Below are 19358 nucleotides of genomic sequence, written 5' to 3'. Positions count from 1 at the left end.
ATATATTCCTCCTAAAAATCCCTATATTTTTTCATCTACAATCATCCCTAAAAGCTTTTGCATTTCATAAAATGCATCTAATAACTTTTTCGGTGGTATTTCCTTAACGACCTCTTCCGTTTGAGTATCTACTAATTGTACAAAATAACGATCTAATCCATCATGCAATACAAACTTTGATGAACTGTGACTGATATGTAAAAATTCATTCACGGTATCTATCGCTTGTTCCAGCTTTTCTTTTGGTATATCTTGCTCGTCGCTTGCAATAATTGATTTTTCTGCAACTGGCTGTGAAGCTACTTTATTTGATACAGTAGGCTTTGTTACCATTTCTGAGCTTTTCACCTTTGTACTGTCTGAAGTAGCTATAGCCTCGATTGATTGTCCTTGCGCTACAATACGCATATATGCCAACCTCCTAAGCTTTTTAGATAACTTGTACTTAATATCGGATGTTTTTTAGAAAGATTCACTTTTATAACAAAATGATTGGTAACATTTTCATTAATTCGTAAAAAACGACCTTACGTTTAAATTCAAACGAAAAGTCGCATTTGCTTTATCAAGTTTATATATATTGGTTTGGTGAGCATTGAAATTATAAGAAAGCGAATTCTAGATTTTTTTAATTTCGTTATGTATTTCAGTACGTATACAAGTAAAAGCTAGTTTTAAATATGATTAGAAAGTTTAACATCATTAAAAATATCAACAATCATCTTTGCTCGCTCTTCAAAAGTATGCGAACCTTTAACTGCTTGCCATGCTGCTTCAGAAATTTTTTTTCTACGCCCATCATCTTGTAAAATGGCCTGAATAGATTCAACCATTCCCTCTAGATAATTGAAGTTATAAAAAATTATTTCTTCATCTGCTAAAAATAATTCTCTTAAGTATGGCGTTTCATTTGTTACTACTACAGATCTCGCCGCCATTCCGGCAAAGATTCTTTCATGTGTACCGTCACGCAGCAATGCTTGAAAATTCATCACTATTTTTGACTTTCTCATTAATTCCTGCATCTGCCAATAATTTACCGGCTCATGAAGACGGACATTTGGGTAATTTCCTACGGGAGAAGAAGCCCAGTTATTACCATAAATATCCACATTAAAACCGGCATCAGCTAAAGCCATAATTACTTTTAAACGATTGACAGAATACACATAACGACCAATTTCATGAACCATCTTCACAAATTCAGGTGTTTCATTTAATCGTAATTCAATCGTAATATCACGCTTTTTAAACGCCTCAATAAACTCTTCTATATAGTATTTATTTGTATCAGCCAAACAATTTTCTATAACTTCTTCACAAATAGCTCGTATTGCAGGGGATTGTCCACTAATATAACCTTTATAATTTGCCATTTCTGAATATGAACCACTGATTAAAATATCAATTGTCTTATCACACTGTTCAATAGATAATTCGATTGCTGCATGTGGAAGCAAATACGTATTTTTTACATTTAGTCCGAACGTTTCTAAATTATTCACGTCATGCCGGTCCATTAAAGTTAGGATATCGATATCACGTAAATTTTGGATACGTCCTAGATGATCAATAGGGTGGTCGATAAGTAAAAGGATATAGGGCGCTTTGACTACCTGATTCAAAACTTCTTGCTGGTCTGTAAATATACCATTAAACGAAATAACAGCATCAACATCCATTTGCAAACTTGTAATAATTTGTTCATTACTAGAATAAATCGTATCCAGTATTATTGTCTCTACACCTATTTTTTCAAACCCTCTTGCAAGTGAATCTATCCAATATCTTAGAACATTATAATTAGAACTACCTTTTAAAAGGAGGACTTTTTTCAAATTACTCACCTCAATTAGGACTTCCCTATTAAATATTCACTGATTTCAAAATCTAATACAGTGTCAATATCCAACGAATTTTCATTTGACATAATAAAAGATGTTGTCTCCTCTGTTAAAAAGGTTTCTTTCTCTACTATGTCTTCTACTCTCGCTACATAAATAGCTCCATTTAAAACGTATACATTCGGTAAATCCTGCCTTCTTGTAGCTAACTTATCCTGTTCAATAATGGGCTTCATCTTGCCATTTTCTATTGTATACATCCAATAAGGTGATTGCTCTGCCTCCGTTACTGAAACGCAGAACTTAGCTTGTTGGTTTATGGTATATTCAATACAATTGTCTATATCTTCTACAGTACGGAACGGTGAAGTTGGTTGCAATAATACTACATACTCATACCCTTCACATTGCTCTAGTGCATGGAGAACAGCAGTAATACCTGGTGTATCATCTTGTGCTAGCTCTGTTGGTCTTACAAAAGGCACATCACACCCATATTCTTTTGCTATCTGAATGATTTCTTCATTATCTGATGATAGTATCGTTCGCGTAATGTATTTGGATTTTTTTGCTTCTTCAATTGTCCATGCAATTAATGGTTTTCCTGCTAACACTTTAATATTTTTTCGCGGTACACCTTTTGAACCTCCGCGTGCAGGGATAATCGCTAAAACTTTAGGCTTCATTTAAAAGCTCCTTAAACTCATGATTTGCTTTATTGAAATCATCCATTTGTCCAATATCTAGCCAATATTCTCTAATTGGAAAAACAGATGTTTTACTATTTTCTTCTATTAATTTTTCAAACAAAGATGGCATATCATAAAACTCATCCTGTGGAATATAGTCCAGTACATCAGGATTTAATACATAAATTCCCGCGTTTACAAAACTACGATGAATTGGCTTTTCTTTTATTGTTACCAAATCTGTACCATCCGTTTCAATTACACCGTATGGAATTTGATATTCAAACTCTCTTACACACATCGTGGCAACAGAGTCATGCTCCATATGGAATTGCATCAGTTGATCGAAATTAATTTGTGTAAGCAAATCTCCATTCATCACAAAAAACGGTTTCGTCGGTCTACTTTTTAGTAACGAAAGTGCTCCAGCAGTTCCCATTTTTTTGTCTTCCTCGATATACTCAATCTTTACATCAAATGCTTCCCCATTTTGAAAATAGTCCTGGATTACCTCTTTTTTATAATTGACAGAAAAAATAAAATTAGTATAGCCATACTGCTTGAAACCTTCTATTATTGTTTCTAAAATTGGCTTATTTCCAACTCTAAGCATTGGTTTTGGTGTATCGTTCGTTAATGGTCGCAACCTTGTACCTAATCCGCCAAGCATTAATACAACCGTGTTTTTATTTAAAGTCGTTTCAATATTGTCCGCAAAAAGTATATTTATAATTCTATTATTCTCATCTACTATAGGTAACTGCTTAAGCATTTTCGACTTCATTAATTGCTTATATTTGTGATATTTTTGACCGCTTCTTGCAGTTATTGGATTTGGGTTCATAATGGATGTTATAGTTACATCCAGACCTTCACCTCGCAAAATACCACGGCGAATATCCCCATCTGTTACAGTTCCAAGCAAATGTTGTTCTTCATCTACAACTACTGCAAATTGCAAAGAAGAATCATCAATAATTTTCATTGTATCTAGTAAAGTATGATTTTGATTAACTAGTGTTTTTTGCCATTGTTTCATATAGTTACACTTCCTTTGCAGGTACGCCAACTGCTTTTATGTCATTTGCAAAATTACTAACCACAACTGCCCCTGCACCAATTAAACAATTTGAGCCTATATGAATGCCTTGGATAATTGTTGCACCTGTTCCGACATGTGTGCCTTTTTCTATATGGACACTGCCTGATATTTTTGTGCCTGGCGCAATATGTATATGGGAACCTATTTGACAATCATGATCAATCAGCGCACCAGTGTTTATAATACTATTATCGGCAACTGTTGTATTCGTTTGAATAATAGTACCAGCCATTATTTGAACACCTTGTCCTAATTGGACGGAAGGAGCAATAATGGCTGAGGGGTGGATGACAGATTTAAAATGATACGTTTTTTGCGTAAATTTATTAAAGATTTTTTCTCGTAATAGGGACGGTTTAATTGTCCCTATGGCAAGTACTAGTTCAATGTCAGATGGATTATAATCTTCTATTACCTTATCAGTTCCTAAATAAGACAAAGCAAAAGCATTCTTTTCTAATGTAGGTGCAGTAAATCCAATAATCGCTTGCTTCTGTTCAAGTAAAATTTCTGTTAATACTGAAGCATGTCCCCCATTCCCAATTATAATAATCCCTTTATTCATCTATTAGTTCATCCTCTTCGTATGATTTTGAAGCCATTTTACCGATGAGAGACCAGTAATTAGAAGGTTGAAGACCATCTCCAGGTCTTTTAACAGTCAAGTTGCTAATAGACAATACTTCACCAGCTTGTATATTTTTTTTAGCAACTAAGCTTTTCCGTGCAGGAATACGATTTTGTAATTCTATAGATGTTGGTTTTTTTATGCCATCTCCTAATGCCTGTTCTACTTCTCTAATTCCTTTTATCATTGCAGTTAGCTCTTCAGGGTTTAAAGAGGCTATATGATCCGGCCCTTCTAACGTTTTATCTAATGTAAAATGCTTCTCTATTACGGCTGCACCCATCCCTACTGCTACAAGCGGAATATTGATTCCTTCTGAATGGTCTGATAAGCCAATAGGTAAGTGAAAGATTCTTTCCATTTCAAACATTGCTTTTAAATTAATGGAATCCATAGGCGCTGGATATTGTGTTGTGCAATGTAACAGCGTTACATATTTTTTCAACACTGCTTTCGCCTCTTCTGTAACATAAAACTGATTCACACGCTCTATCGTAACGGGTTCATTAGATTTCGCTAAACCATAAGAAATAAATGCTAATGCCTCATGTATTTCTTCGATAGTGGCCATTCCGGTAGATAAAATAATTGGCCTTTGTTTTGTTGCAATATAATGAATAAATGGAGCATTCGTTAATTCTCCTGATGGAATTTTAGCCGTTGTAATTGCAATTTCATCTAGCAAAAAATCGACACTTTCGAAGTCAAAAGGTGTCGATAGAAATTCTATTTGCTCCGTTTGACAAAATGTCTGCAATTCAATAAATTCCTCAAAAGTTAATTCTAACTTTTTCAACATCGCAAATTGAGATGAAGCCTCACCTAAATTTTCAACTTGATATGCTGCTTGCTGTGCATTCTTTGTAACTAGATTTTCAGCTTTAAAAGTTTGAAATTTTACCGCGTCTGCCCCAGCTTTTTTTGCAACCCTCACAAGCTCTTTTGCCATTTTCAATGACCCATTATGATTGACACCTGCTTCAGCTATGATATATGTTTTATTTTTCATAAATCATAAAACCCCTTTTGAATAGAAAATGAAGGTAAACTTCGTAATACTGACATTATTTTTTCAGATACTATTCCATCGCCAAATATATGTTCATACTTATCGCTAAACGTTCTTGCCTTTTCAATGGAAATAAGAATATCTTCAGCATCCATATTTGTATTAAATACTGAATTGGGATGCTCACGCCCTTCCTGACGACTTCCACAATTAACAGTAGGTGTTTCTAAATAAGGTACTTCAATTAATCCACTTGAAGAATTCCCAATGACAACATTAGCATGCTTCACTGCACTTAAATACTTTAACTGACCGAGTGAATCAAATATTTTCGCATTGCTGTGTTTTAAAGTAAATTGTTGAATTGCCTCATTAATAAACCTTCCACCATTATCAGCATTGGATTTTGTAAACACTAAATTAATATCAGAGTAATTTTCCAGTGTCTTTAATAATTCGTATATCCCATTAATATGACCATTCGTTTCAGGATGATAGGTTATTAAAAACATAGGTCGTTGCTCATCTAGTTGCAGTGTTTGAAATAGTTCCTGACGTGTCAGTAGAGTTAAATTCACAATATTTTCTATACCAAGAGCACCGACATTATAAACACGTTCTGGAGATTCACCTAATTGAATCACACGGTTGCGATGGGATTCTGTACTTGTAAAGTGCCATGTTGCCATTTTTGTAATGGAGTGACGAATAGCATCATCATACGCACCAAACGTACATTCACCCCCATGTATATGAGCAATAGGTATTTGCATTATAAGTGCTGTTTGAGCTACTGCTAACATTTCAAATCGATCACCTAAAATGATGAGTAAATCTGGTTCTAAACGGTTAAATGCATCTGCAAAACTAATTGTAGCGAGTCCAATCGACTTCACAATTCCAGTAGCAGAATCAGCAGATAAAAGTATTTCAACTTTTTCATCAATCATAAATCCATCATTTTCAATTTCTTGATAAGTGCATCCAAACTCAGGAGATAAATGCATTCCTGTTACAACCATTTGTAAATCAAATTCTTTATCTTCTTGAAGTTTTTTAGCAAGATTTGATAATAAACCGTACTCCGCTCTCGTACCCGTCACAATACAAATTTTACGTTTCATCCTTATCCCTCACTTTTGGGTGTGCTAGGAATATTAACAACACTTTTATTTAACTGTTCTGTTACACGTAAGTCTGATTTCGGACAGTTTTGATAGATTGCTAAGTGGTGCATCGGTGTCCAAATAGGTCGACTCATTACACCTTGCTCATTTAAAAACGCCAACACCTCATCTCGATTAAACTGCTCATCGAGTAGAATAGTTTGTAGCCAATAATTACTTCGAGTATTTGCTGGCTCTTTAAATAATTGGACCCCATCTAATTGAACTAACCATTGCTCATAGTGTTTCGTTAATTCGCGTTTTTGTTGGATAAACATTGGCACTTTTTCTAATTGCGCACAGCCTAACGCTGCATTTATATTCGGCATACGGTAATTAAATCCGATTTCATCGTGCTCATAAGCCCAACGATGTGGTATTTTAGCAGTCGTTGTTAAATGTTTTGCATAGTCAGCTAGTGCATCGTCATCTGTCACAATTGCACCGCCACCGCCAGTTGTCATTATTTTATTGCCGTTAAAGCTCAATGCGCTAACTTTTCCAAAGCTACCTGTATGTTTTCCTTTATAATAAGTACCCAATGATTCTGCTGCATCTTCAACAAGCGTCACATTATACATATCACATACTTTAAGTAAACCTTCTATATCAATCGCATGACCGAATGTGTGCATTGGTACAAGCGCAGAAATACGTCTTCCTGTTTCTCTATTATAAAGCTGGTTGTTTTTTGTTATTCCAATTTGCTCTAGATAGATTTTTAATTTATCCGCATCAACACCTAAAGTATGAAAGGAAACATCTATAAAGTGAGGTACTGCGCCCAAATATGACACAGCATTGGCTGTTGCAATAAAAGTAAGAGAAGGCATTAATACTTCGTCTTCCGCATTTACGCCTGCAACTTTTAATGCAATATGTAATGCAGCTGTACCATTTACAACAGCAACTGCACGTTTAACACCGACAAATTTTGCTAAATCCTCCTCAAACCGATTTACATAGGCTCCAACTGAGGATACCCAGCCTGTTTTGACACAATCTGTCACATATTCAACTTCTTTATCATTGAATGTAGGCTCATGTAAAGGTACAAACTCTTTTCCATAAAATCGTTTTACATTATCTGCAAATTCCAACCATTGATTATTCATATATTATAAACATCTGCCTTATATTGAGATAAATTTTTAGGATTTGTAAACCATTCTATCGTTTCTTCAAGACCTCTACGGAAACCTTCCTTGCCACCAAATTGTGGTTCCCATCCAAGTAGTTCCTTTGCCTTTTTGTTCTCAGCCCAAAGACGTTCAACTTCACTTTTTTCAGGACGTAAACGTTGTTCATCCGTTTCAATTGTTAAATCTACATCCATTATATCTGCAATCATTTGCGCAGTCTCACCAATCGATACCTCATAGTTCGATCCAATATTAATGACTTCACCAATTGAATTAGCAGAATCCATTACAGAAATAAAACCGTTAACTGTATCTTTTACATAGTTAAAATCACGTGTAGGGCTTATAGCTCCTAGCTTAATATTTGTTTTACCACTTGCCAGTTGACTAATAATTGTCGGGATAACAGCACGAGCTGATTGGCGAGGCCCATATGTATTAAACGGACGGATAACCGATACAGGCGTATCAAATGAGCGGTAAAATGACAATGCCATCTGATCAGCACCTATTTTTGAAGCAGAGTAAGGTGATTGTCCTTGTAATGGATGTTCTTCATCAATTGGTACATACAACGCTGTTCCATATACTTCACTTGTAGAAGTATGAACTACCTTTTCTACACCTAATTCTTTCGCGGCTTGAACAACATTTAAAGTCCCTGTCACATTTGTATCAACATAAGTTGCTGGAGAATGATAGGAATAAGGAATTGCAATTAAAGCTGCTAAATTAAGGACATGTGTGCAACCCTTCATCGCTTCTTTTACACCATAAGGATCACGAATATCTCCTGAAAATACATCTATTGTTGATTTGATTTCCGCCGAAGACTGATCTAACCAGCCCCATGAATTAAATGAATTATAATAAACAAATGCACGAACATCATAACCTTGTCGTACTAATGTTTCTGTTAAATGTGAGCCTATGAAGCCATCTGCTCCGGTTACTAAAATTTTACTTTTCATGTTCCATACACCTTTTTATGTTTTTTCATTTCGTTTTTGTAAAAATTTATGTCTAATTTACAAGACTTATAATTTATAATAGCGCCGTACTTACTTACTATATTCAATAATATTTAATTTTTCAAAGTATGGACCTATTTCATATTCAAATAAATCTGCCACTAATAAAAAGTCTTTTATTTCTAAGCCTTCATTTAATTCTATATATGTGCGCTTTAATACATTTTCATCTAAATTTAAATCATAGCCATTTGCCATTAAATGAGCATTTACTTGACTTAACCATTGTATTCCTTCACTAAATTCCAATATTAGAGATAGTGCATCTCCAATATTATCATCTCTTAAATTTTCAATAATTTGGTTTATGCCATTTGGAATTCTTTTTAAATATTCATTGTAACTAATAATAATATCTTCAATTAGATTACTCATTTATTTCCCTCACTATTGGTTTATTTTTTCTAACAATATATTAGCATAGTCAATTATATTATCTACCGCTTTATTCATTTCTCTATAAAGAGTTAGGCTTTGCAGTTTGACTCTCTTATAAGAATCTTCAGCACTTTCATTAGCTTCCGGTTTAAAGTTTTTAAGAACAGAAATTTTTATAGGATCTAAACTTAATGTTAAAGCTGTTTTTTTAGCCAAGTCTTCAAATTCATTATCATTTTCATCTAATTTTTTCAAAATTGATTTAGAAAAAGCAATTTTCGAAGTATTTTTTAAAATTAACTTTTCATTTGCTTCCAATAATTTTTTTAACGTTTTATATGCTTCTATCTCATCTTGTATTTGCTCTTTAAGGATAAGTATTTTTTCTTCGTTATTCTCTTTTTTTATTGGTGTGGAAGTAGAAACTATTATCTCATTACAATACTTTTCGCAAAATTCTTTAAATGGTAATTGGCTAAAACCTTTAATCTTTGCTCCACCCTCAGTGCTATTAAAAACTCTATCTTTATCCTCAGAAACAGAGATAATACGTTCAAATGTTTCTTTCATACCCAAGAAAGGATAGTCTGTTAATACTTTACCACCATTATATCCATCTACAAGAATCCCACCCGTATTGAGCATTTCTTCTCTATTAATTTCCTGCACCCTAACATTATTGTCGGCATGAGATTTATTATTTGTATAAGCCAAATCTTGACCAATTAAGGTGATGGGTCCACTTGTTAAATATAGTGCAAGCGTTAAGGCATAATGAGCACAAGACCCTCCTCCTGCCAAAATAATAGACTCTTGGTTAGTTATTTTACTTAAGTGTTCTTGCAAAGTTCGGTCTGTCGGAGATAGAGCAAAAAAGCATTCGGTATCAAAACATTCTCTGATTTTCGGGAAACTTGACATTGTATAAACAAAACTTGTATTTTTAAATGTTATTTTTTTATAATGCTCATAGTTTATCGCTGCACCGTCAATGGAAATAACATAATCTGGTTCAATTCCCTCACTGACTAAAGAATTAATGGTAGATCCTGCTGCTATCAAAACTATATTTTTTCTATATGTTTTTAATGTAGCTAATTGTTTTGAAAGCGATGGTCCGCCAGAAGCAACGATAACAGGGCAACTAAATTTATCTTTTAATTTTAAAATGGAGCTGTCTTGTACTGCATATTCTAAATTCAGAATATAATTTTTTTGCCACTGCTCTCCATAATACATAATTGTATTTTCATTAACTTTCGCTACTGTTAAATTATCTTTCAGTAATTTTAAAAAGTCTTTATAAAATTGAGGGAATACTTTGTCATAATTTGGTGAACAAATAATATGGAATTTATCAACTATTGAAATCGCACTATACAATGGTTGCTTTAAGTCCTCAATATTTTGAATATTCGATAGAACAATTACATTATCGTGCTCAAGCTCCACATCAAATAACGGTTCTATAATTACTAATTTATCGTCGCCTTCCATCTTTTCTAAAAAAGATTGCACAATATAGCCTAAACCATAGCCAAAAATCACATGAACATATCCCGGCTTATAATTTTTTTCTATAATTTTTTCGCTTTCTTTTAAAGGATCAAACTTACTATGTAATAAATATCCATTAACTTTTAAAGTATCTAAGCCCGAGCTTGTAGAAATCGTTTCAACTTTATAATCTTCTAAAATCATGCATTTCACCTCTATATACTATATCGACAAAAGAAATCAATTTTAAAGAAAACAATGTTATCTACACTCTCGCCTCCATAAATTTAATTTTTCTGCTCACTTAATTTTCTCAAGAAAATATTAAAAATATTCATTACTTTATGTCCAAAAGCTAACTTCGACTCTCCTATACTCTTGCGTTAATAGTTACTATTTGCTAGTGATAGTCTTACTCTAATGTCTAACTTCGATGTCTAGCCCCTCCTTCAGTTCAAGTAAATGCCAAAATAAAAAAACCCGTGTTTCAAAGAAACACGGGTTTACTGTATCAATTATTGTAATAATTGAAGAACGCCTTGTGGTTGTTGGTTAGCTTGAGCTAACATAGATTGTGCAGCTTGAGTTAAGATATTGTTCTTAGTGAACGCCATCATTTCTGCAGCCATATCTGTATCACGAATACGAGATTCAGCAGCTGTTAAGTTTTCAGAAGCAGCACCTAAGTTGTTGATTGTGTGCTCTAAACGGTTTTGAACAGCACCTAATGCAGAACGTTGAGTAGAAACTTTTTTGATTGCGTCATCAATTGTGTTGATTGCATAACTTGCTTTAGAACCAGTAGAAACTGATGCATCTGTTAAGCTTACAGATAAAGATTTAACTTGCATGTTTCCAATTTGTAATTTCATAGTTTGGCCTTCGTTAGCACCAATTTGGAATGTTAAAGAGTTAGTACCACCAGAGAATTTACCGCTTAATAGTTTCTTTTCGTTGAACTCTGTAGTGTTAGCAATACGATTGATTTCGTCTTTTAATTGTTTAACTTCATCTTGTAAGAACGCACGGTCAGTGTTTTCGTTTGTATCGTTACGAGATTGTACTGCTAATTCACGCATACGTTGTAGAATTGCGTGTGTTTCGTTAAGAGCACCCTCAGCAGTTTGGATTAAAGAGATAGAGTCTTGAGAGTTTTTTGAAGCCATGTCAAGACCTTTGATTTGAGCGCGCATTTTTTCAGAGATTGCTAAACCAGCAGCGTCATCACCAGCACGGTTGATTTTGTAACCTGAAGATAATTTCTCAAGGTTTTTAGCTGATTGAGAGTTGTTGAAAGCTAAATTACGGTGTGTGTTTAATGCTGAAATGTTGTGTTGAATTCTCATTTGGAATTCCTCCTTGAATGTTTGTTTTTTGTTATCCCACATCCGTGTGGAATATTGTCGGTTTAGGTAGTATGTATGTACTTCCCGCGCCTTACAATCTATATATCGTATCTAGTTGGAAATGTTTAATAGTTTTTACGAAAGTTTTTTTATTTTTTTATGTAATAAATTATAAGATTGGGTTTCTTATAGAATAGAAGGTTTTTTATTTTTTCTTTAGTTGTTCCAAAAAACTAGTTGAAGCAGTTAGAGCTTCTTTGTTTTGAGCTTGAATGGCTTCAAAAACTTCAGAACGATGTACCTTAACTGTTTTAGGTGCAACGATACCTAACTTTATTTGTTCACCTTCAACTGCTAAAATCTTTATTTCAATTTGGTCGCCAATCATAATGGATTCATCTTTTTTACGTGAAAGTACTAGCATTATTCAGCACTTCCTTCCAATGCTTGCAGGGGATAACGTAATGGATAGGATTTATTATCTTGCAGAACTATTTGCTTACCACATTTTCCTTTTAAATTAATTACTAATGGAGCAAGTAAATTAATGGTAGAATCCTTTAATGTTTCCTTCATTGTGACAACAGCATAAGTTAGAACGTCTTGTTCATTTTCAATTTGTAGTTGGTCAATATCCTCTTCACTTAAATCAAAGCTATAGTCTTTTTTAAAAGCGAATGGATATGCAACAACAAAGCCTATTTCTTTATGTTCAACTGATTGCAACAATACTAATGGATGTTCTTCTGAGATAGGTATAAGTATAAATTTCTTATAGTCTTCTAATCCGAGCAACCCTTGTTTAAAAGTAAGTATGTCTTGCTCATCAATTTCGACTTCACCTAAAAATTTTGTAGTAATTATCATTGTTTCCACGCACTCCTTTAAATGATGACATCAATGTCAACATCTGGTCTTTGTATCATTGTACCAGTTACTTTACCTGGTGTGTATTCAAGGATTGGTTTATTCACTTGTGCATCAATTATTGGTTCTCTACGTTGGATATCGATGTCGGTTATGCCTGGTGTATAGTTAATTTTAACAGAGCCTATTGAAGGCACAAATTTTATATTAAATTGCACACGGTGGGGTCCATGATTTTGTTTGGCGATATTTTGGATGGTTGCTCTACCTTGATCTTTACCTGCACTCTCCATCATTTGTCGACCTTCTCTAGCTCTACGTGCCATTCCCTTCAATGCTTCTTGCTTGCCCTTTTGTGCGTAATTAGCAATTGATTCCAATGGTCCAATTAGCCCTAAATCACGTCTTGCTTGAGACGAATCAATTTTCAATACACTGCGTGTTGTATGAATCTCAAGTGTTGCAGCTGGCTGTTCAATATGCTGGGTAGCTCTTGGCTGTTTAATATATTGTTGTGGCTTAGCAATATGAAGATCAATTTGTGCGTCAGTTGTACGGATTTGGATTTGTGGGAGTTTCATCTATGTCTCTCCTTTCAAGAAAAGCGTCTGAACAAAATGTTCAAACGCTTAGATTTTATAGCGGAAAACTAGTATTAAAATTATCTAATAAAATCAACTAAAGTTTGCTGAATAATTTTAGAGCCAACAGACAATGATGCCTGATGAATTGCTTCTGATGTTACCATTTGTGTAATAGCTTTTGCATAATCGACATCTTCGTTATTCGATAATTGCTTCGTCACGCTAACTTCACGAATTGATAAGCGATTTTCCATTAATTCTACACGATTTTGGCGTGCCCCCACATCGGCTTGTGCTTCGAGAATTTTACTATGCATCATTGTAATATCATCATTTGTACTTGTACCAGTCAAGCCACCTAATGTTGAACTTATTTCATCACCTGTAGCGAGTGGAACTCTATTTGGATCTAAAAGCCCAGAAATTTCCCCCATCATGTCATCAACACTTTTAAATAAATCTTTGCCAGCTGTATTTACGGTCATTTGAATGCCATCATATACTTCAATTTTCACATCTTCCGTATTGACGTTCGCTGTGTTAATTGCCCCATTTAAAAATAGTGGTTGGCCTGTCTTTGTACCGCTAAAGATATAACGATCACCCACTTTAGTGTTACCAATATCTTGAATTTGGTTGCGAATTTGATCAATTTTAGCTTTAATTTTTGCTCTTTCATCAGCTGAATTTGTATCATTCGCCGCTTGAATAACAAGTTCTCGCACTCGTTTCATCTGTTCGCCTACTTGATTTAACGATTCGTCAGATGTATCTAGCCAGTTATTTACTTCATTCATATTTCGCGAATATTGTTCAACTTGTCCTAAATCACGTCGATAGCCCATACCTTTTACTGCTACAACAGGGTCATCCGATGGTCTTGTAATTTTAGAGCCTGAGTTTATTTGATTTTGTAGCTTCGACAGTTTCCCGTAGTTATTATTTAAGTTCAGAAGCATGTTATTTGATAACATAGATTGTGTTACGCGCATGTTTGTAAAAGCTCCTTTCTTTTTGTCAAACTAGATTCGTTTAGATTCCTACACGACCCATGCCGTTAATAATTTTGTCTAATGTTTCATCAACGACAGTAATCATTCGAGCATTGGCGTTATACGCTTGTTGAAATGTAATCATATTGGTCATTTCTTCATCCAGCGATACGGAAGTAATTGCAGCACGATTATTACCGATTGTCACAAGCAATGTTTCAGAAGTTCCGTTTAAACGTGCTGCTTCTTCTCCATCAACACCTAGCTTCCCAATAATTCCTTGATAGAATGACTTAAATGTTGCGCCGTCTAAATTCGCTTGAACCTTTGATTGGATATTCGACAGTTCGAGTGCCCATTTACCATTTCCTTCTTCATTTGCCCCTGTAGAAGCTGCTAATTTGGATGAATCTTTTATCAGCTCATCATTTACTTTAATATTGCCTGCTGACAATGGTTTTGTATTATCAATCGGTTCAAAGAAATCCAGTGTGCTTTGAGCACCAGTGAAATCAAATCCTTGCTTATGCATTGCATTAAAGACATTGGCAAATTCCGAAGCTAATTTGTCAATGTTAGCCATCGTTTCAGGATAATAGCCTTTCGGACCTGTTGCACTTTCATAACCGTATGAATCAATTACAGATAATAATTTACCTTTGCCAGGCTCAAGCTGGTCATATGTAATCGTGCCTGAATCTGCTGTACCTGTGCCGTTTACTTTAATGTTTGTAAAAAGATTCGCTAAATTTGTACCATCAATTTGTGTAGTACCACTGTTGACTTCCATATTCGCAGCATCTTTACCATTAACTAATTTAATTTCTGTATTTGTGCCATATGGCTTAAAAATAACCGTCACACTACCTTCGGCTACACTAGAAGCAAGCCCTCCTGAAGGAACACGTTCAACTGAAACTGGGATATAACTATTTAATTCATCGATTAATACATCGCGTGCATCATATAAATCATTCGGTACATGACCATTTGGTTCAACCTCTTGCACTTGCTTATTAATGGAAGCAATTTGCTTTAGTAATGAGTTGATGCGATTTGTCGACACACTAATTTCGTTACCTATGTTGCCTTGAATCGTCTTTAGTTGCGTATCCATATAGTTAAAGGATTGAGCTAAGTGATTGGCACGCTCAATTGCCACTTTACGTGATGCCGCGTTTTCTGGAGCCGTACTTACATCTTGTAGACCTTTCCAAAACTGTTCCAATGCTGCATTTAAACCAAATTTAGATGGTTCATCCATAATATCTTCCATTTGAGAAATAGCATTTGAACGTGATTCCCAGTAACCTAATTTATTCGTTTCTTGACGGAATTGTCGATCGATAAACTCATCGCGAATGCGTTGAATGGAGCCAGTTTCTACCCCTGTTCCCATATGACCAGGGTAATTTGGTGTATTTAAACCTGCTGTTGGAAATCCTGGTGTAGCTTGCATGTTTACTCGTTGACGTGAGTAGCCAAGTGTATTGGCGTTCGAAATATTATGACCTGTTGTATATAGAGCTGATTGCTGTGTAAATAAACCGCTTCTACTTGTTTCTAAGCCCATAAATGTTGAGCGCATTCTTGTTCCTCCCTTAAATAACGTTTTAATAAAATTATGCTTGAGAATCGAAGTACGATTTTTTTGCCATTGTATTCGTACCGCGCACTTCACGCCCCGAATAATTCACTTGCTCAGGACGCGGACGTAATGCATCTAAAGTCAGATTGACGAATTGCAATGATTGAAATACTAATTTTTGATTGAGTTCATTTTGTTTGCGTAAATCATTAATAATTGACATGAGTCGATCGCGAACAGCTGATAGTGTGTCTTTTTCAGCATCTTGTTCAGCAGCTTCGATGACATCAGCGACAGTCATTTTGTCAGTGGACGCAACTCCTTTTGCTCCCAGGTATTGTGTTACCTGTATCTGACGCTGTTGCTCGAGCTTATCGATAGCCGCTACATGCGCCTGCTCATCCTTGAGCATTTGGTCAAGTGCTTTCATATCGCCAGTTTTTATGATTTCTGTTTTTTTATAGGCTAGTTCGAGCAAGCTTTTATGCATTCTTTCTAGCTTTGTTAATGTAGAACAAATCGTCTCTACAGACATTTTGCTAAACACCCTTTCTGTTATTTCCTAGAAACGATAGAATTTCAGCATATCTTCAGCAACTTTACGAGCATTGACCTTATATTCTCCAGAATCAATATCTGCCTTTAACTGTTGCACACGCTCTGCACGTTCTGCACTGTAAGTAGTAACACCTTGCATGTTCTGAGCGGCTTTTGAAATTTCAATTTTATCAGCAAATGACGCTTTATTTGTGTCAGATTTCACATTGCGTACTTGATTTTTATAGGCATTTACTGCATTAACACCATAAGATGTGATTTTCATGTTCATCCCCCTATCTTAAAAGCTTATCTTACTATTATTTCGGATTGTCTCCAACAATGTTAAGTTTTCAAATATAAAAAAGTGTGCTAATTTTGTTTAAAATTAACACACTTTCGCTTATCAACCATCTTGCAAGGTGCATAATTTACCTTCGATGCGTTTTTTAAATTGGCATGATGTCAACATTATTTTTTGCGGTCAGCATGATAAGTTACTTTATCACGTTGTTCCACACTTTCACGAAACTCCTTCGCTGCCTCAAATGTGCGAAGTTCTGCCTTTAATTCATCTTGGCATTTTGTACATAATTTTCCCGTTGTCGTTAAATGGCCGCAGTTATCACATGGATAGCCTAAGTTTGGAAACATTGCAGGCTGTAAACGACCTTTGCGCACCCATTTATATAATAAATCTTCTTCAGCACCAGTTGCCTCAACAATTCGTTCTACTGTCGCAGCGCGATTTTCACGCTTGCGTAAAAATCGATAAACAATTTGATATAATTCCTCTTCAGATTGTGCACATTTATGACATACTTCTCTGACCCCTGTATAATTAAAAAACTCATTACACTTTGGACAATTTCGAACCTCAGCCATCTTTTCTTCCTCCTCTTGCCATGATCACTATCTAATTGTACGAATCCTAAATTCGTAATCTATTATACATGATGTGTTAGCATTTTCATCCATTAATTAAAGTGAAGGTTCGAACATTTCGGGCCCCCGCTTCTAGTAAAACTTGTTTGGCATGCCGTAGTGTTGTCCCTGTAGTTTTAATATCGTCAAAAAGAAGGTAATCTTTATGCATAACTTGGGCTTCTGGTATTAGACGAAAAAGCGGAGCTGATTGTATACGCTGCTCTCTATTTTTTGAACTTTGTGTTTCTACTGTTACTTTTTCTAGAAGTTGAGTAAATGAGGTATTAGCTGCTTTTAAGAGCTCCTCCGTATGGGAGAAGGTACGCTCCTTTTGCTTCATAGGATGCATAGGAATCGGTATAATTATCGCCTTTTCCTGTTTGAATCGTGCATATAACTCCTGGCGAAATACTTTAGCAAGTGCAACATCTTGTAGAAATTTATATTGATGTAAATATACTTTCATTGCATCATTATATTGATAAAGTGCCGTTGCTGAAGTGGAACGTACAAATTGCCCTTTACACTTTTCACAAATACATGGTGGAAAGCATCTTAATAAAAGCGTTTGCCAAGAAGGCACAAAATGCAATGGCTGTGCACATAATAAACAAAACTTATCTATTTTATTCATTGTTTGAACCCTCTTTATTGTTAGCTAAAATCTTCTGTCGAGCTTCATCCATTGCCAAAGTCACTCCATGATGAAATAAAACAACTTCCCCATTCGTATAAGAAGTATGTCTTCCTACACGTCCCGCAATTTGAATAAGTGCGCTCGCTGTAAAGATTGCAGACTCTGCCCCAACAACAGCAACTTGTACATTTTTTATCGTAATACCTCGTTCTAAAATGGTTGTCGTTAGTAATCCAGAAATTTTTTCATCGCGTAACTGTAGTACTTTGTGTTTCCTCTCTGGATCTTTAGCATGTACTGCTAATATATTTGCATGTATCCTCTGAAACAATGGTATTGCCAGATTTAGCAGTTCTACTGTCGGGAAAAATATAAGAAATGGCTCATTTTTTGCAAGTCGTTCTTCAGTCCATGCTTTGAGTTTTCGAGGAAGTTTTCCTCGCTTTATACTTTTTTCATAGCCCCATAGTGAACAATAATATGGCACTGGCAATGGCTTATGATGGTATCGTTTTGGGATAAAAGAATAACTGTTTTTAAATTGATTAATTAATGATTGAGAAGGTGTAGCTGTAATAAAATATATTGGTGCATCACTTGTTTTAGCTTTTTGCACTGCTCTTTCTAATGTTGCATCATATGCATAAGGAAATGCATCCGCTTCATCAACAATCATGACATCAAACGCTCGTTCGAAACGATACAGTTGATGAGTCGTTGCTAGAATTAGCTGTGCAAAACCAAGCTGCTTTGGCGCTCCACTATAGTATGCATGGACAATAGTTTGTGGAAAAGCTTTTTGAAAGCGAGGGAATAACTCCAATACTACATCTGTACGCGGTGCGGCAATGCACACTCGTAACCCTTTTTCTAACGCATAATGTACAGACTGAAAGAGCAACTCTGTCTTTCCAGCCCCACATACTGCATTCAATAAATGAGATTTTCCTGCTATTACACTTTCTAGTAGTTCATCGGCTGCTCGTTGTTGTTGTGCTGTCAATTGCCCTGTCCATTGAAGGGGATGCTGCTTAATTCGACATGCCTTCGGTCCTTTCCATATAAGCAATGGTGTGCAACTGCTTACTCTGCCCATCTTCAGGCAATGCCTGCAATAAACGCACCGTTGTAGACATTTCGAGCAATCATACTCAACAAAGTCATGTGGATTGTCAGTATAGCAACGATTACATCTTAAGCGAGGTATTTTTTGAATACCTTCTATTATAAAAAAGTATTTTCTATTAATAGCCTGCTCCATATCATATTTAGCAAATGGTGTATGCTCCTTTAACCAAATTCGTCCCTCATGGAAGTCTCGTAATGCGGGAGGCAACAGCCATCCTTTGTAGTTCATGTATCTAGCTCCTTTCTTTTTGTAATGTTGGTTTATT

At 35.2% G+C, this 19358-nt stretch carries 22 protein-coding genes; all 22 read right to left on the bottom strand.

Translation table 11 applies throughout. From position 1 onward, the window contains the following. Window positions 1–21: 21 nt before the first annotated feature. The gene (locus tag I5435_RS03055; RefSeq protein ID WP_337983241.1) at window positions 22–408 is read right to left on the bottom strand and encodes a flagellar protein FlaG; all 387 of its coding nucleotides are present in this window, start codon (window positions 406–408) and stop codon (window positions 22–24) included. 266 nt (window positions 409–674) lie between these two features. Further along, the gene (locus I5435_RS03050) at window positions 675–1838 is read right to left on the bottom strand and encodes a glycosyltransferase family protein (protein WP_337983240.1); all 1164 of its coding nucleotides are present in this window, start codon (window positions 1836–1838) and stop codon (window positions 675–677) included. Window positions 1839–1852: 14 nt separating this feature from the next. Beyond that, window positions 1853–2530 carry an acylneuraminate cytidylyltransferase family protein gene (locus I5435_RS03045; RefSeq protein WP_337983239.1) on the bottom strand — a complete coding sequence of 226 codons (678 nt, stop codon included), beginning with the start codon at window positions 2528–2530 and terminating at the stop codon, window positions 1853–1855. Further along, window positions 2520–3572 carry a nucleotidyltransferase family protein gene (locus I5435_RS03040; protein WP_337983238.1) on the bottom strand — a complete coding sequence of 351 codons (1053 nt, stop codon included), beginning with the start codon at window positions 3570–3572 and terminating at the stop codon, window positions 2520–2522. Before I5435_RS03040 ends, I5435_RS03045 begins: the two co-directional genes overlap by 11 nt. Before the next feature lie 4 nt (window positions 3573–3576). Then, window positions 3577–4200: an acetyltransferase gene (locus I5435_RS03035; RefSeq protein ID WP_337983237.1), complete on the bottom strand. Its 624-nt coding sequence runs from the start codon at window positions 4198–4200 to the stop codon at window positions 3577–3579. Then, window positions 4193–5272: an N-acetylneuraminate synthase gene (gene neuB / locus I5435_RS03030; RefSeq protein WP_337983236.1), complete on the bottom strand. Its 1080-nt coding sequence runs from the start codon at window positions 5270–5272 to the stop codon at window positions 4193–4195. The genes I5435_RS03035 and neuB overlap by 8 nt, the downstream gene beginning before the upstream one ends. Beyond that, entirely contained in the window at window positions 5269–6396 is a 1128-nt protein-coding gene (gene neuC, locus I5435_RS03025) for a UDP-N-acetylglucosamine 2-epimerase (protein ID WP_337983235.1), read from the bottom strand. The genes neuB and neuC overlap by 4 nt, the downstream gene beginning before the upstream one ends. 2 nt (window positions 6397–6398) lie before the next feature. Then, window positions 6399–7553 carry a LegC family aminotransferase gene (locus I5435_RS03020; protein ID WP_337983234.1) on the bottom strand — a complete coding sequence of 385 codons (1155 nt, stop codon included), beginning with the start codon at window positions 7551–7553 and terminating at the stop codon, window positions 6399–6401. Beyond that, window positions 7550–8551, bottom strand: a complete 1002-nt coding sequence (locus I5435_RS03015; RefSeq protein ID WP_337983233.1) for an NAD-dependent 4,6-dehydratase LegB — start codon at window positions 8549–8551, stop codon at window positions 7550–7552. The genes I5435_RS03020 and I5435_RS03015 overlap by 4 nt, the downstream gene beginning before the upstream one ends. A 90-nt stretch (window positions 8552–8641) precedes the next feature. Beyond that, window positions 8642–8986 carry a DUF8042 domain-containing protein gene (locus I5435_RS03010; RefSeq protein ID WP_337983232.1) on the bottom strand — a complete coding sequence of 115 codons (345 nt, stop codon included), beginning with the start codon at window positions 8984–8986 and terminating at the stop codon, window positions 8642–8644. Between the two features lie 12 nt (window positions 8987–8998). Beyond that, window positions 8999–10690: a motility associated factor glycosyltransferase family protein gene (locus I5435_RS03005; protein ID WP_337983231.1), complete on the bottom strand. Its 1692-nt coding sequence runs from the start codon at window positions 10688–10690 to the stop codon at window positions 8999–9001. Window positions 10691–11001: 311 nt separating this feature from the next. Beyond that, window positions 11002–11832, bottom strand: a complete 831-nt coding sequence (locus I5435_RS03000; RefSeq protein ID WP_337983230.1) for a flagellin N-terminal helical domain-containing protein — start codon at window positions 11830–11832, stop codon at window positions 11002–11004. 205 nt (window positions 11833–12037) lie between these two features. Next, window positions 12038–12256 carry a carbon storage regulator CsrA gene (gene csrA, locus I5435_RS02995; RefSeq protein ID WP_337983229.1) on the bottom strand — a complete coding sequence of 73 codons (219 nt, stop codon included), beginning with the start codon at window positions 12254–12256 and terminating at the stop codon, window positions 12038–12040. Then, entirely contained in the window at window positions 12256–12699 is a 444-nt protein-coding gene (gene fliW, locus I5435_RS02990) for a flagellar assembly protein FliW (protein WP_337983228.1), read from the bottom strand. Before fliW ends, csrA begins: the two co-directional genes overlap by 1 nt. Before the next feature lie 17 nt (window positions 12700–12716). Next, complete coding sequence (locus tag I5435_RS02985) at window positions 12717–13280, bottom strand: DUF6470 family protein (protein WP_337983227.1); 564 nt, start codon at window positions 13278–13280, stop codon at window positions 12717–12719. Between the two features lie 80 nt (window positions 13281–13360). Further along, complete coding sequence (gene flgL, locus I5435_RS02980) at window positions 13361–14275, bottom strand: flagellar hook-associated protein FlgL (RefSeq protein ID WP_337983226.1); 915 nt, start codon at window positions 14273–14275, stop codon at window positions 13361–13363. A gap of 40 nt (window positions 14276–14315) precedes the next feature. Next, the gene (flgK, locus tag I5435_RS02975; RefSeq protein WP_337983225.1) at window positions 14316–15863 is read right to left on the bottom strand and encodes a flagellar hook-associated protein FlgK; all 1548 of its coding nucleotides are present in this window, start codon (window positions 15861–15863) and stop codon (window positions 14316–14318) included. Window positions 15864–15897: 34 nt separating this feature from the next. Next, window positions 15898–16398, bottom strand: coding sequence for a flagellar protein FlgN (locus I5435_RS02970; protein ID WP_337983224.1), 501 nt, complete (start codon window positions 16396–16398; stop codon window positions 15898–15900). Between the two features lie 27 nt (window positions 16399–16425). Further along, complete coding sequence (gene flgM, locus I5435_RS02965; protein ID WP_337983223.1) at window positions 16426–16686, bottom strand: flagellar biosynthesis anti-sigma factor FlgM; 261 nt, start codon at window positions 16684–16686, stop codon at window positions 16426–16428. A gap of 185 nt (window positions 16687–16871) precedes the next feature. After that, the gene (locus I5435_RS02960; protein WP_069510674.1) at window positions 16872–17285 is read right to left on the bottom strand and encodes a TIGR03826 family flagellar region protein; all 414 of its coding nucleotides are present in this window, start codon (window positions 17283–17285) and stop codon (window positions 16872–16874) included. An 85-nt stretch (window positions 17286–17370) separates the two neighbouring features. After that, entirely contained in the window at window positions 17371–17961 is a 591-nt protein-coding gene (locus I5435_RS02955; RefSeq protein ID WP_108029407.1) for a ComF family protein, read from the bottom strand. Continuing rightward, complete coding sequence (locus I5435_RS02950; RefSeq protein ID WP_337983222.1) at window positions 17954–19321, bottom strand: ATP-dependent helicase ComFA; 1368 nt, start codon at window positions 19319–19321, stop codon at window positions 17954–17956. The genes I5435_RS02955 and I5435_RS02950 overlap by 8 nt, the downstream gene beginning before the upstream one ends. Window positions 19322–19358: the final 37 nt, after the last annotated feature.

Origin of the sequence: Lysinibacillus sp. C5.1 (assembly GCF_016350185.1) — a bacterium.
Classification (GTDB): domain Bacteria; phylum Bacillota; class Bacilli; order Bacillales_A; family Planococcaceae; genus Lysinibacillus; species Lysinibacillus sphaericus.
This window is presented reverse-complemented; position numbering and strand designations above follow the sequence as displayed.

Bases quoted from the DNA above. Each gene is read 5' to 3' on its own strand.
- I5435_RS03055 (WP_337983241.1), bottom strand. From the start codon at position 408: ATGCGTATTGTAGCGCAAGGACAATCAATCGAGGCTATAGCTACTTCA.
- I5435_RS03045 (WP_337983239.1), bottom strand. From the start codon at position 2,530: ATGAAGCCTAAAGTTTTAGCGATTATCCCTGCACGCGGAGGTTCAAAA.
- I5435_RS03040 (WP_337983238.1), bottom strand. From the start codon at position 3,572: ATGAAACAATGGCAAAAAACACTAGTTAATCAAAATCATACTTTACTA.
- I5435_RS03035 (WP_337983237.1), bottom strand. From the start codon at position 4,200: ATGAATAAAGGGATTATTATAATTGGGAATGGGGGACATGCTTCAGTA.
- neuB (WP_337983236.1), bottom strand. From the start codon at position 5,272: ATGAAAAATAAAACATATATCATAGCTGAAGCAGGTGTCAATCATAAT.
- neuC (WP_337983235.1), bottom strand. From the start codon at position 6,396: ATGAAACGTAAAATTTGTATTGTGACGGGTACGAGAGCGGAGTACGGT.
- I5435_RS03020 (WP_337983234.1), bottom strand. From the start codon at position 7,553: ATGAATAATCAATGGTTGGAATTTGCAGATAATGTAAAACGATTTTAT.
- I5435_RS03015 (WP_337983233.1), bottom strand. From the start codon at position 8,551: ATGAAAAGTAAAATTTTAGTAACCGGAGCAGATGGCTTCATAGGCTCA.
- I5435_RS03010 (WP_337983232.1), bottom strand. From the start codon at position 8,986: ATGAGTAATCTAATTGAAGATATTATTATTAGTTACAATGAATATTTA.
- I5435_RS03005 (WP_337983231.1), bottom strand. From the start codon at position 10,690: ATGATTTTAGAAGATTATAAAGTTGAAACGATTTCTACAAGCTCGGGC.
- I5435_RS03000 (WP_337983230.1), bottom strand. From the start codon at position 11,832: ATGAGAATTCAACACAACATTTCAGCATTAAACACACACCGTAATTTA.
- csrA (WP_337983229.1), bottom strand. From the start codon at position 12,256: ATGCTAGTACTTTCACGTAAAAAAGATGAATCCATTATGATTGGCGAC.
- fliW (WP_337983228.1), bottom strand. From the start codon at position 12,699: ATGATAATTACTACAAAATTTTTAGGTGAAGTCGAAATTGATGAGCAA.
- I5435_RS02985 (WP_337983227.1), bottom strand. From the start codon at position 13,280: ATGAAACTCCCACAAATCCAAATCCGTACAACTGACGCACAAATTGAT.
- flgL (WP_337983226.1), bottom strand. From the start codon at position 14,275: ATGCGCGTAACACAATCTATGTTATCAAATAACATGCTTCTGAACTTA.
- flgK (WP_337983225.1), bottom strand. From the start codon at position 15,863: ATGCGCTCAACATTTATGGGCTTAGAAACAAGTAGAAGCGGTTTATTT.
- I5435_RS02970 (WP_337983224.1), bottom strand. From the start codon at position 16,398: ATGTCTGTAGAGACGATTTGTTCTACATTAACAAAGCTAGAAAGAATG.
- flgM (WP_337983223.1), bottom strand. From the start codon at position 16,686: ATGAAAATCACATCTTATGGTGTTAATGCAGTAAATGCCTATAAAAAT.
- I5435_RS02960 (WP_069510674.1), bottom strand. From the start codon at position 17,285: ATGGCTGAGGTTCGAAATTGTCCAAAGTGTAATGAGTTTTTTAATTAT.
- I5435_RS02955 (WP_108029407.1), bottom strand. From the start codon at position 17,961: ATGAATAAAATAGATAAGTTTTGTTTATTATGTGCACAGCCATTGCAT.
- I5435_RS02950 (WP_337983222.1), bottom strand. From the start codon at position 19,321: ATGAACTACAAAGGATGGCTGTTGCCTCCCGCATTACGAGACTTCCAT.